The following is a 13,157-nucleotide window of genomic DNA, read 5'->3' on the forward strand; positions in this document are numbered from 1 at the left end:
CACTTACAATTATAGAGATATTTGTGCTTTTTTAATATCAAAAATTAAAATAACGGTCAGTGAATATTTCACCAACCGTTAAAAATATACAACCACAAAAAAACAGTGAAGTATGCTTCACTGTTTTTCTAAGTCAATATTGCATCTATTTATTATAGTTTTACAACGTTTGCAGCTTGAGGACCGCGATCGCCTTCAACTACTTCAAATTCAACTGATTGACCTTCATCTAATGATTTGTAACCTTCTTGGTTAATAGCTGAGAAGTGTACGAATACGTCGTTTTCTCCTTCAACTTCGATAAAACCAAATCCTTTTTCAGCGTTAAACCATTTAACTGTACCTTGTTTCATAATGTGTGAAACCTCCAAGACTAAAATTCAATATGCGCTATTCGCATATTACAAAAAATACTAATTATTAATTTATATAATCTAAAAAAATATTTTTTGCAATATGGAATAATGCTATTGCTTATACCTTATTATAAGGCAATTGTGCATGATTTGCAATATAGAATTTAAAATTTATCGATTAGTCTATTATTGGTAAATTTAAATAAATTTTTTCATTTTTTAATGTAATATAGCTATAAAAGATTTGAAGATTTTCCTCACAGTCTTCGCAATAGTTCATGTCACAATTATTATAAAATGCGTAAATATTATGCTTGCCAACAATGTAATTGTCATAACAGCCTTTCGCTTGTTGGATCAACTGTTGGTAAGCTTGTATAAATGCGTCGTACGAATCAAACTTCTGTGTATCTACGATGTGTTCTGGCCAGTCATCGAATAACCACCAACCTTCGTAGTCTGCACGAATCTTAGCAACTTCCCACATGAAATTGTCCCCCTAAATACAAGAAATGTCTTTCATCCAAAATAATATTTTTAAATTTAAAAATCAAGTTAAAGCACTTAAATAATCGACATGTGATGTAGCTTTATTATTAGAGTTTTAGGCTGAAAATCCTTATAATTAACTGTAAGAGGTGATGTTAAATGAAGCACTATTTAATCCGTGTATATGGTCGGGTGCAAGGTGTAGGGTTTAGATATTTTACTGAACGACTTGCGATGCAATATGAAATCGTTGGCAATGTAAAAAATAAAGATGATTATGTAGAAATTCATGCTCAAGGGAATGAAACACAACTTGAAAGCTTTACAAAGGCTGTATCGAAGGGCGCCTCCCCTGCTTCAAGTGTTACACACTATTCTGTTGACGAACTAGAAATAGAAAAAGATTTTAGAGATTTTAAAGTGATATCTTAAAGGAAGATGGATATGAAGTATATATTTTCTCGTATTTGGGGTGTTTTTGTCGGTATTCCGGTATCTATTATCGCACTGCTGACAAGTATTTTTGCCTTAGATTTAAATTTTATTTTAGACATGTTGATAGGCTTTACAGGATTTATTGCGGGTTATGTTCCAACACAAAGACTCACATCACGTGCGTATTTACAAGAAATGAATTTATCGCGCAAAGACTATCGCTATATTGTGCATCAAATAAACCAAGCACAAAGTAAAATCAAAAGAATTTTAAAAACATTTATTAATGTACGATCTATACAAGATTTCAAGTTGATTAATGACATCTTTCGTTTGAGTCGTACGATTAACGCGCTCGTTAAACAACGGCCTTTTCAATTTTATAAGATAGAAAGTTTTTATTATTCGCATATCGATAATGCGCTTTATCTTGTTGAAAGTTACACACGTCTTGCGAAAATGCCTTTAAAATCAGCAGAAGAACAACAAAAATTACAACAAACGCGTATTACATTAGAAGAAGTCAAACGTACGCTGATTGCTGATTTAAAACAAATTAATGAACAAGATTATAATCAACTAGACACGGAAATAAAGCTTAATCAGCTGTATCAGAAAAGAAATATGAAAGAAATGGAGAATGATCGATGAAACAAAATGACCTTTCTAAAGAAGCGACAGCACATCCTTTAGATGATTATTTCAAATCTTTTGATCAAGAAATGACGTCTCAAAGTCAGGTACAAGCTTTAGAAACATCGTCAGAGTTAGATAAACATTTATCAGAACAAGATCGTCAAAAGATTCATAGTTTATCTGCACAAATCGAACCTTTAAATCATGAAAGTTTATTGAAATTTGGAGCTAACGCGCAAACACAGCTTTCAACTTTTTCGCATCAAATGTTGAATGAAATACAGTCTAAAGATGTAGGCCCCATCGGTGATACATTAGAACAATTGATGAAAAAACTTAAAGAAGTTGATCCTGAGTCGTTATCTCAAAAGGATGATTCATTTTTAAAGAAAATATTTAAGCGTTCAAAAAATTCAATGCAACAGCTATTTTCACGAATGCAATCGGTAAGTGCTCAAGTGGATCGTATTTCGATAGAACTCGATAAAAACAAATCACTATTAGTAAAAGATATCCAAATGTTAGATGGCTTGTATCAACAAAATAAAGATTATTTTGATATTTTAAACTTATACATTCAAGCTGGTGAACAGAAAAAGAAAGAAATAGAACAAGCGCTATTGCCTCAATTGCGTGAAGAAGCTAAAAGCGCATCTGATCAAATGAAAGTTCAAGAAGTTGCAGATATGGAGCAATTTTTAGATCGTTTAGATAAGCGAATTTATGACTTGAAATTATCAAGACAGATTTCTTTACAATCGGCGCCACAAATTCGAATGATTCAGAATGTGAGTCGTGCGCTCGCTGAAAAAATTCAAAGTTCAATTTTAACAAGTATTCCGTTATGGAAAAATCAGATGGCAATCGCGCTTACTTTACAACGTCAACATAAAGCTGCTATTGCACAAAAGCAAGTAACAGATACAACCAACGAAATGCTTTTACGTAACTCTGAAATGTTGCGTCAAAACGCTAATATAGCTGCTCAAGAAAATGAGCGAGGCATTGTTGATATTGAAACGCTTAAGACAACACAAGATAACATTATTCAAACGATTGAAGAAACGCTACAAATTCAAGAGGAAGGCAGACAAAAAAGACAACAAGCTGAAGCGGACTTGAAGCTATTAGAAAGTGACTTAAAAGAAAGACTGACGACAGCTAAAGTTCAAAGAAACCAGCAATAATCAGTATGAAAACATTTAAAAAACCACCGCATCCATAATAGGAATGCGGTGGTTTCATTATGACTCACGATTATTCTTTTTCGTAAACGATAATGTTAGAACTTTTTACAAATGCACCAATGATATAGCTGATGATTAATGTAACTACAGCAATTGGAAACCATTCAAGTGAATGTTGATGTAAAGGAAGTTGATCAATAAAGCTTAATTTTAACCATCCGTTTGTATTCATAACACTTAAAGCAGATTCAATTGTGACAACAGCCACAGTGATTTGTTGCGTAATTCGTCGTGTTGGAATAAAACGTGCGATTAAAATTAACAATACTGTCGTAATCGCGATTGGGTATAAAATGAGTAAAACCGGTATAGACATTTTGATTACAGCATTTAAACCTAAGTTTGATAATACAAAACTAATTAAAGTAAAAATGTAAACATATGCTTTATAAGAGATTTTAGGTAAAATGCTATTGAAATACTCACTGACAGAGACAACTAATCCACAAGCTGTTGTTAAACATGCGAGTGCAACGATAATACCTAGTAAATATTTACCAAATGCACCATAACCTGCATCCGCCATTGTAATTAATAAATAAGCCCCAATATTTTGATCGTTATCTACTAATCGTTTCATTGTATCTTCAGGGATAATCATGTGATTACCGATAAAGCCAAGTGAGATATAAATGACGGCTAATGCAATTGCCGCAATGATACCCGCCATTGCTGTTTGTTTGAAAATGGCATTTGCATGTTTAAGGCCTGTTGCTTTAACCGCATTCACCACTATCATTGAAAATGCAATCGCTGCAATTGCATCCATTGTTAAATACCCTTCTGTAAATCCTTTTGAAAAACCACCTAAAGCAGAAGTGTAAGTTTCAGGATTTGCACTACTTTGCGGTTTGCCACCAAAGTCGATAAAACCTTTAACAATCATTGCGATAATTGTCACTAAAAGTAAAGGTGTTAAAATGGCACCAATACGGTCAACGATTTTACCTGGGTTCAAACATAAATATAAAACAATAAGAAAATATATAACTGAAAAAATGAATAGCCACAAAGGATTACTCGAATGGATAACTGGTGTTACTGTCATCTCAAAAGATGTTGAAGCTGTTCGAGGTATTGCAAATAAAGGCCCTATTGTTAAATAGATAGAAACTAAAAATACAACTGAAAATGCAGGATGTATTTTATTAATTGCTCCGATATAACCTTGTTTATCTAATGCACCAACGACAACGCCGAGTAATGGCAAACCAATTCCAGTTAGTACAAAAGCAAGAATGGATGGCCAAAAATATTGACCGCTATCGAGGCCTAAGTTTGGTGGAAATATAAGATTTCCTGCTCCAAAAAAGATGGCAAATAACATAAAGCCAATGATTAAAGTGTTTTTATTCATATTGCTACTCCTTCAAATTCCTTTAAATAAATATGATTCATTCTATCACAAGAATTTGCCATCGTCTATAAAATTTCTGAAAATTACAAATGTAACTTCAAGTTTTGTATTAAAATGATTTCAATAATAATTTTTTTAATAACGGAGACAACATACTCGGTAAATGTTGAACGCCTTCCACAAATATCGCATATTGACCATAAATGTTATGAATGGTTTGTTCAATAGATTCAGTAATAGGTTCTTGGCTAAGGAAAACGTTGAAAACTTCAATTCCTAGTTTACGTGCCATTTCTACAGCTTCATAAGTGTCTAAAATTCCATCTTGACTATAATTGAAGGCAGAAGGCTCACCATCAGAAAATACAATTAAGAATCGTTGTTGCTCTGAACGTGTTAATAAGCGTTGACTCGCAATTCGTATAGCTACACCATCACGATTATCATCTTGAGGTGTTAATGACATAATTCTTGGCGCTTCTGTATTAAACGTAGATTGGTGATAATGAATAATTTCATCAATAATATTAGGCTGATATTCAGCATCTGCTTCAAAAGCATCTTCATTAAACGCTAAAATTTCATGTTTAACATTAAGAGATTTCAAAGTTTCATGAAAAAGCACGACCCCTTTAATCGTTTCTTCCATTTTGTCGTGCATACTCGCTGAGGCATCGATGAGTAATGTAAAAGTCGCATCGAATGTTCGACTCTGGTCAGCTTTTTTATAAAAAAGCTTATATTGATCATCAATAAACCAATTCACTAAATTACGTTGTAAACGTCCTTTAGTAAGATGCGTGCGAACATCTTGGTACTCACGATCGATAGTTTTTTTAATAATTTGAATTAAATCTTTTATCTCATATTGCACTTCACTCTGAACTTGACGGTATGCCTCGAAATATTCAGGTTGAATCTCCGGTACATTCCACTTAATATCAACATATTGATTGATGCCCGACAAACTGAGTAATTGGTTCGATGGACCTTGTTCGCCACCTTCTTCATTTTCTTTCGTATCTTTAGAGCCGCGTCCCTTTTTACTAATCATATCAGTCATATCGTCCGTACTATCGCCTTCTCTTGCGGTGTCATTATCACTTAACACCTCACTATTTTCACCTTCATGTAATTCCATTTCGAGATAGGTGCCGCCAGCAGTGTCGCTATCTGCATATTTAGACTCGATCTGCTCTGCTTCAACTTCCTCTTCCTCTTCTTCATCTCGATGGCCATCTGTTTGTGCAGCATCTGTCCGCTTTAAATCTTCAAGTGTAAGATTTGATAAAGCTTCATAAATATGCCGGGGAATATGATAATATTCATTGAGCATATCTTCACTGAGCCAGTCGTCCACTTGAAACATAATCCTTTGTACGAGGTACATTGTCTCTTCACTAGAACGAAGTTGAAAAGCATCAGGTAGATATTGATACATTCTATTTAATATGCCATCTAACTCAACGTGAATATCCGGTACAGTGTAGAAATCATCTTGTAAAAATGATAATTCTAAATTTAGAAACAGTAAGTCAGTGAATAATGTTTTAGTGCGGTATACATTGATTTGTGACTCACAATACTGTTTGCGAATCTGCTTTCTGACTTGTATCATCCGTTGTGTCATCGGTCGTTGTTTGATGATTAAGTTTAAAATACGCATTTCCTCAATCATTTTAAATAATTGACGATACAGTTTAGGATGTTTAAAGCCTTCTTCATTATTTAAAACTTCATTGACCACTTGTGGATCCATATGAAAATAACTGTACGTTGCAAGTAAAATATCAGTTTTCAGACCTGTATGTTCGATGGTTTTAGGTCGATGTGCCCAAAAAGAACTACAGATTACTTCATTTTGGATAGCGTCATAATATGGAAATTTATGAATTTTTACTTGCGTGTCTTCATTTTTCAGTAACAACCTTGCAAGGTCTTGGAGTATCATCACTTTCATTGCATCAAGTTGTTCATCATTAAACATGATAAAACGATCGCTCATCAAATCACCCTCTAAAAGTTAAGTTCTACTGCATTCATTATCGCTTGTTGCTCACGTTCATCTTCTAATTTATCAATAATGGTACGTTGTATGGCTCTTTCGATTGGCATCACTGTTGCTAAATCACTCATATCAATTAAAGCACGTATACTGGCTGCCTCTTCAGAAAGCTGACCTTGTTGTGTCATCGTGCGCAGATCTTCATTAAATTTAATAATTTGATGGATTAATCGGTCATCTTGCAAAAGACTTTGTGCTTTAATGACATCATGCAATGTATCGCCATCGATATAATCCACATTAATGACTACAAAGCGGTTTTTTAAAGCTTCATTCATGGGTAATGTACCGACGTACCCTTCATTGATTGCGGCAATTACTTTAAATCCAGGTGCGGCTTTGATGACCTCACCAGTAAAAGGATTCGTAAGTTGTCTTCGATAATCAAGAACACCGTTTAAAATCGGTAGTGTTTCAGGTTTGGCCATATTAATCTCGTCAATATACAAAATATGCCCTTCACGCATCGCTTTAATGACTGGCCCATCAATAAAGACAATTTCTTGATGCCCTTCTTCTGAAGTCTTAATTGTTTTGAAGCCGAGTAAACTTTCAGCATCTAAATCCACAGAACAGTTAATTTGATGCATAGGCAATTGAGTGATATGACTTAATGTTTCGGCTAATTTAGTTTTACCAGATCCTGTTGGTCCTTTAAGTAAAATGTTTTTATTTAAAGCAAATAATTTTTCAGCATCTCCTAATACCGTTTCATCTGAGTTTATATAACTTGTAAAATGTTCTTTTATCATTCCCAAAATCCTTTCTAATTCAGTGCATGAAAAAAGACGTGAGTAAAAAGATACCCCCGCTTTTTATCACATCTATTTTCTAAGTCTGCTTGTATTAAACTTCTTCAAAATAAGTTTTATAGTATCCACCGACATGACCAGAATTATCAATTATTTGATAATACTCTTCTGTTTCATTAACGACTGGATATGTATTGCCAATCGTTAACATATCACTTACTGTAAATTTCTTTGCATCTGTATGAATGACTTTAACTTGCTTTTGAGGTGTTTGTTCTTTCCAAGTTTCGTGTAACATCTAATTTCATCCTTCCTCTTGTTGTTCTAAAGTTAAGATATATGAAATACCGTTCGCATCATTTATCCGAATAGAACGTGTATGTTGTTGATCATTTTTTAAAATTTCGTAAGGCATTTGATGCGCTTTTAATTTATTAATCGCATCATTAAATTCGGACATATTTTGTGCAGTAAATTCGACTTGCTCTACAATGCCATATTCTGGCAGTATTACGGTTTCTGCTGATTCGAATACGTGAATTTCAGCGCCTAAGCCACCATTTTGAGATTGTAATACAACTGTGCGTATTTGTGTTTGCGGTGTCACGTACTCTGCAAAAACTTCAAAATTAAATATTTGCGTTAATAAAGCAATCGTAATCATCAACTCATTCGTTTTAATAATTACTGGGCCCACACCTTGAAGTTGATGAAGTGGATTAACGGTACTCTCTTCATTTGGTATGCCTAGACCCACACCCGTATTGTTTTCGTTTGAAAAAATGTCAAATCGTTGTTCATTGGAATCATAAAAAGCGAGATGTGAATGACCATTCATGAATGTGGGTTCTTGATAATCAAGACGATGTTGATGAAAAATATCTTCATATTCCCGAATTCCTTCATCTGAAGGTGTACGCAATCCAATCAGTTGAAAATGCTGATGCTCTTGTTGAATAGGTTGATTCACTTCAACAAATTGTATTCTTGTTCCTGGATTAATAGCTGCATCACCAAATTGAACAGTGTTATTCTTTTTTTGATAAGTCATTCCTAACACATTATGAAATAAATCAATCGTTTTGTCTATATTTTCAGTCGCAAGTGTAATACTTCGGATATGAGACATAAATGATTCTCCTTCTTTCTTAAGTCCGTTTTGGATTTCATCTTAAAGTTAAGGTACCGCTATTATTTAAAGAAAATACCAAACACAATAAAAAGAATTCCTGCCCATAAATATATGGATTTCGCATGACTGTATTTCATCATGTCAAAACCATATAGTACAAGTAGTGCTAAGCCTATCGTTTGGAAAATAGGATAGTAATGAATAGAACCAACTAGGCTTGCAATCATCAGCCCTATATTGATTAAAATTAGGAAAATGCCCACTGTTAAAACAGGCACTATTAATTTACGGTTCATTTGTCAATTCCTTTCTTAATGCGCCTATCTTTTATTGTAACGTATATCGCATCGTTTGGATATGTATTGACAATTGAATATATCAGGATCCCTAATTTAAAGACGAATGTCAATCATTTTTCACTATTCGATGTTATGAATAGCATGATAGCAATGAAATTTGTTAAGTTAATCAAATGAAAAATACAACGGCGTCCATGCACCGTTGTATTTTAATGTGTAAAGTCGTTTCTTTTTAAGATTCTAATAATAAATCTTCAGGATTTTCAATCAGTTCTTTAATCGTTTTTAAGAAACCTACAGCTTCTTTTCCATCGATAATTCGATGATCATAACTTAAAGCAATGTACATCATTGGTCGATTTTCAATCGTATCTTTATCGATTGCAATCGGTCTTGTCATAATAGAATGCATACCTAGTATAGCAGCTTGGTTACCATTAATAATTGGTGTTGACATCATTGAACCGAAGATACCACCATTTGTAATGGTAAATGAACCATTGACCATATCATCAAGAGAGAGTTTATTATCACGTGCTTTTGCAGCTAAGCGTGCAATTTCTTCTTCAATCTCTGCAAAGTTCTTTTTATCACAATCACGAACGTTTGGTACTAATAATCCTCCCGGTGTAGAAACGGCCACACCGATATCATAAAACTGTTTCGTTACCATATAGTCGCCATCAATTTCTGCGTTAACTTCTGGATATTTTTTAAGAGCGGCAACTGCAGCTTTTGTGAAGAATGACATAAAGCCTAACTTAGTACCATTATGGTCTTCCATAAATTTTTCTTTTTTACGTTTACGCAATTCCATAACATTTGTCATATCAACTTCATTGAAAGTTGTCAGCATTGCTGTATTGTTGCTCACTTCTAATAATTTCTTAGCTGCAGTTTTCTTTCTACGGCTCATTTTTTCACGAATCACTGGTTTGTTCGGATTTTGTGGTGCTTGTGGTTTTGATTCATTTTGCTTATCTGCTGATTTTGTTGCTTGTTGTTCTTGAGGGCCACGAGCAACATCTTCTTTACGAATAACATCGTTCGCTTTACGACTCACTTCACTCAAACTGATGCCTTTTTCACGTGCAGCGCGTCTTGCTGACGGTGTGGCATTGATTCGTTCATTTGAAGCTGTTTGTGCTACTTCATTTTGTTTATCTGATTTTTCTTCTGCTTTTTGATCAGACGGGCTTTCTTGTTGATCATCTTTTTCTTTTGACGATGTTTCTTTTTTAGAATCATCTTTATTTGATGCTTTTGCGCCACCTTCGCCTACAACAGCGATTGCTTGACCGACTTCAACGGTATCGCCTTCTTCTGCAAGTAATTCTTGAATTGTACCTTCTTCTTCAGAAACGACTTCAACGTTTACTTTATCCGTTTCTAGTTCAAGTATGGCTTCACCTTTTTCAACTGTGTCACCTACTTGTTTTAACCATTCTGCAATGGTACCTTCTGTAATTGATTCTGCTAACTCTGGAACTTTTACCTCTGCCATTTTAAATATGCCCCCTAAATATTTAAACTATTTTCAATAATGATATTTTGAACAAGTTTGTGAATCTCTCCATCACCCTCAGAAGGTGCAGCACGATGTTTTCTGCCGTGATAAATGAGTTGATATTGATCCCCTGCAAGTTCGTTTAAAATAGGGTGAACAAAGTACCATGCACCTTGGTTTTGTGGTTCTTCTTGAACCCATGCAATGGTTTCAAGTTTTGGTAATGTTTTTAATAGCGACTCAATTTCTTCTTTTGGAAATGGATAAAGTCTTTCAACAGCGACAATTAAAATTTCATCGTTTGGTGATTCTTTTAGACGTTCTTTCAAATCAATAAACATTTTTCCTGATGCTAAAATGACTTTTTTAATTTTATTTGCGTCGTGATTTTCCGCAAGAATAGGTTCAAATCCACCACTTGTAAATGCATCGATAGGCTGTGCAACGGTTTTATTACGTAACAAGCCTTTCGGTGACATTAATACTAAAGGTCTCATCGCATCTGTGCCTAAGCTTGCTGCTTGTGCACGTAACAAATGGAAATAGTTACTTGAACTTGATAAGTTACATACTGTCATATTGTTTTCTGCTGCTAGTTGTAAGAAGCGTTCTAAACGTGCTGATGAGTGTTCGGGACCTTGCCCTTCAAATGCGTGTGGTAAGAAGAATGTCAATCCTGAACGTTCTCCCCATTTTGCATTGCTTGAGAAAATAAAGTTATCATAATACATTTGTGCCATATTTGAAAAATCACCGAATTGTGCTTCCCAAATATTGAAAGATGATGGATTTTCTACATTGTATCCATATTCAAAGCCAACTACAGCAGCTTCTGATAATGGTGAATTATGAATATCAAAAGTTGCTTTTTGATCAGGTACATGTTGTAACGGAATGTATGTTTCTCCGTTTTCTTGATCATGTAATACTGCATGACGATGACTAAATGTACCACGCTCGCAGTCTTGACCTGTCATACGAATTGGGATTCCTTCTTGCATCACTGTAGCAAAAGCCAGTTGCTCAGCATGTGCCCAATCCACGAGCCCCCCTTCTTTTTCAAAAGGTTCTCTACGTTGTTCGAGAATACGATTTAACTTTTTAAAGACATTAAATGCTTCAGGATAAGTAAGCATTGCTTCATTAATTTCTTTTAATCTTTCAAGCGATAATTCAGAATCATTATTCGCTAACGGTTTTGCAATACTTTCAGGCATTGCCATGTCAGTATTGTTATTTGTATCTTTTTTATCGATTTTATCGTGTGCTTGACGCATTTCTTTTTGTACGCCTTCAATCACTTCATCCATCTCATCTTGACTAATCACACCTTCATCCACCAATTGTTGACCGTAAATGACTTCTGAAGTGTCATGCTTTTTAATTTCTTTATATGGTAATGGATTTGTAAGTGTTGGCTCGTCCATTTCATTGTGACCGAAACGACGATAACCTACTAAATCAATAACGACATCTTTGTTGAATGTCTTTCTAAATTCCATAGCAATATCGATAGCTTCAATTGTAGCTTCTACATTATCTGCATTCACATGTAGTATTGGAACGTCATAACCTTTAGCGACGTCTGTTGCATAAGTTGTTGAACGGCCATCTTCTGGATCGGTTGTAAAACCAATACGGTTATTTGTAATAATATGCAAAGTACCTCCAGTTGAGAAACCATTCAAGTTACCCAAGTTCATTGTTTCAAAATTGACACCTTGCCCCGGATAAGCAGCATCACCATGCACGATGATTGGCATTGCACTATTGTGATCTGTCTTAATTTGACTTGAGCCATCAGTGCGATCTTGTGCGGCTCTCGTGCGTCCAGTGACAACAGGTGCCACAACTTCAAGATGGCTAGGGTTATTTGCTAATGTGATGCGTTGTTCGAAGCCGTGTTCTTTAATTGTTTTAATGCCACCTAAATGATACTTCACGTCTCCTGTCCAACCTGAAGTGATTTTTAAACTGCCATCTTCAGGTAAAAACTTCATCGGATCAGTATGCATAAACTCAGAAAGCATCATTTCGTAAGGCTTTTTAAGTACATGGGTTAGCACATTTAAACGCCCGCGATGTGCCATACCAATTTGTATATTTGTAATTTGTTCTTCTGCTGCACGTTTAATTGTTTGAGTGATCATAGGCACGAGGGTATTTACACCTTGGATTGAAAATCTTTTTGCACCTACGAAGTTTTTGTGAAGGTATTTCTCAAACCCCTCTACGTGTGCGAGAAGTTTAAATAGTTTAATTTTTTCTTCTTTGTTGAGGCTTGCTTTATAAGGTGTCTCAATTCTACGTTTCAGCCATACACGTTCTTTATTATTATTAATATGTGTATATTCAAAAGCAATAGGACCTTTGTAACGTTTTTCCATTCTCACTATGGCTTCATACGCATTATCATAAATATCCTTAAAATGGTCAGAAACGATTTCTGCTGAGATGCCCTCAAGTGTTTGTTGATCTAAATTAAAGTCTTCTGGATTTAATTTAGGAATATTCGTACGTTGAGGCGCGTTTACAGGATAAATATCAGCCTCTAAATGACCATACTGTCTAATATTATCAATTAATCGCATAACACGTTTTATTGTGCTATCCCCTGAGCTTGATTGATATGTTGATGAAACTGTTGCTTCACCGTCTTTAATTGTACTAAAGAGAACTTGTAAATCTTCAGTAACAGAACTAGGATCATCTAAATATTGATCATAAAGTTCTAAAATTAATCCTAAATTTGTTCCAAAGTTTACAGGTGCCTCTGTCACCTGTTTATCGTTCTTCATAATCCACCCTCCACATTTAAAAAAATAAAAACGCTTACAGGTCAATAATAGCATTAAAATGTGAACATTTAAAGGCAAAAAATT

The 13,157-nt window shown here is 34.6% G+C and carries 13 protein-coding genes; 3 read left to right on the forward strand and 10 right to left on the reverse strand.

The window, feature by feature from the left end:
* Positions 1–152 precede the first annotated feature (152 nt).
* Both cspA and msaA read right to left on the reverse strand, forming a co-directional pair.
* Positions 153–353 (reverse strand): cold shock protein CspA, encoded by a 201-nt coding sequence (gene cspA, locus HMPREF1208_RS03905; protein WP_014613945.1) that lies wholly within the window; start codon positions 351–353, stop codon positions 153–155.
* Positions 354–534: 181 nt separating this feature from the next.
* Positions 535–843 carry a regulatory protein MsaA gene (gene msaA, locus HMPREF1208_RS03910; protein WP_016425053.1) on the reverse strand — a complete coding sequence of 103 codons (309 nt, stop codon included), beginning with the start codon at positions 841–843 and terminating at the stop codon, positions 535–537.
* Between the two features lie 161 nt (positions 844–1,004).
* Between msaA and HMPREF1208_RS03915 the strand changes: the two genes are divergently transcribed.
* From HMPREF1208_RS03915 to HMPREF1208_RS03925, 3 genes are read left to right on the forward strand one after another with little or no spacing between them, the layout of a single operon-like run.
* The gene (locus HMPREF1208_RS03915; RefSeq protein ID WP_016425054.1) at positions 1,005–1,277 is read left to right on the forward strand and encodes an acylphosphatase; all 273 of its coding nucleotides are present in this window, start codon (positions 1,005–1,007) and stop codon (positions 1,275–1,277) included.
* A gap of 12 nt (positions 1,278–1,289) precedes the next feature.
* Positions 1,290–1,931 carry a 5-bromo-4-chloroindolyl phosphate hydrolysis family protein gene (locus tag HMPREF1208_RS03920; RefSeq protein ID WP_016425055.1) on the forward strand — a complete coding sequence of 214 codons (642 nt, stop codon included), beginning with the start codon at positions 1,290–1,292 and terminating at the stop codon, positions 1,929–1,931.
* The gene (locus HMPREF1208_RS03925) at positions 1,928–3,103 is read left to right on the forward strand and encodes a toxic anion resistance protein (protein ID WP_016425056.1); all 1,176 of its coding nucleotides are present in this window, start codon (positions 1,928–1,930) and stop codon (positions 3,101–3,103) included. Before HMPREF1208_RS03920 ends, HMPREF1208_RS03925 begins: the two co-directional genes overlap by 4 nt.
* A gap of 70 nt (positions 3,104–3,173) precedes the next feature.
* Here HMPREF1208_RS03925 and brnQ3 read toward each other — a convergent pair whose 3' ends face one another.
* The 8 genes from brnQ3 to HMPREF1208_RS03965 all read right to left on the reverse strand — a co-directional run bounded on the left by brnQ3 (position 3,174) and on the right by HMPREF1208_RS03965 (position 13,073).
* The gene (brnQ3, locus tag HMPREF1208_RS03930; RefSeq protein ID WP_016425057.1) at positions 3,174–4,520 is read right to left on the reverse strand and encodes a branched-chain amino acid-like transporter carrier protein BrnQ3; all 1,347 of its coding nucleotides are present in this window, start codon (positions 4,518–4,520) and stop codon (positions 3,174–3,176) included.
* Between the two features lie 109 nt (positions 4,521–4,629).
* Positions 4,630–6,525 (reverse strand): nitric oxide reductase activation protein NorD, encoded by a 1,896-nt coding sequence (locus HMPREF1208_RS03935; protein ID WP_016425058.1) that lies wholly within the window; start codon positions 6,523–6,525, stop codon positions 4,630–4,632.
* An 11-nt stretch (positions 6,526–6,536) separates the two neighbouring features.
* Positions 6,537–7,337, reverse strand: coding sequence for an ATP-binding protein (locus HMPREF1208_RS03940; RefSeq protein ID WP_016425059.1), 801 nt, complete (start codon positions 7,335–7,337; stop codon positions 6,537–6,539).
* A gap of 94 nt (positions 7,338–7,431) precedes the next feature.
* On the reverse strand, positions 7,432–7,635 hold the full coding sequence (locus HMPREF1208_RS03945) for a DUF6501 family protein (RefSeq protein ID WP_016425060.1): 204 nt from the start codon (positions 7,633–7,635) through the stop codon (positions 7,432–7,434).
* A gap of 6 nt (positions 7,636–7,641) precedes the next feature.
* Complete coding sequence (locus tag HMPREF1208_RS03950; RefSeq protein WP_016425061.1) at positions 7,642–8,466, reverse strand: hypothetical protein; 825 nt, start codon at positions 8,464–8,466, stop codon at positions 7,642–7,644.
* Between the two features lie 62 nt (positions 8,467–8,528).
* Positions 8,529–8,765 carry a hypothetical protein gene (locus tag HMPREF1208_RS03955; RefSeq protein ID WP_016425062.1) on the reverse strand — a complete coding sequence of 79 codons (237 nt, stop codon included), beginning with the start codon at positions 8,763–8,765 and terminating at the stop codon, positions 8,529–8,531.
* Between the two features lie 235 nt (positions 8,766–9,000).
* On the reverse strand, positions 9,001–10,272 hold the full coding sequence (sucB, locus tag HMPREF1208_RS03960) for a dihydrolipoyllysine-residue succinyltransferase (protein WP_016425063.1): 1,272 nt from the start codon (positions 10,270–10,272) through the stop codon (positions 9,001–9,003).
* 14 nt (positions 10,273–10,286) lie between these two features.
* Positions 10,287–13,073, reverse strand: coding sequence for a 2-oxoglutarate dehydrogenase E1 component (locus HMPREF1208_RS03965; RefSeq protein ID WP_016425064.1), 2,787 nt, complete (start codon positions 13,071–13,073; stop codon positions 10,287–10,289).
* Between the last annotated feature and the right edge of the window lie 84 nt (positions 13,074–13,157).

The organism is Staphylococcus sp. HGB0015 (assembly GCF_000411275.1).
In the GTDB taxonomy this organism is placed as follows: Bacteria; Bacillota; Bacilli; order Staphylococcales; family Staphylococcaceae; genus Staphylococcus; species Staphylococcus schleiferi.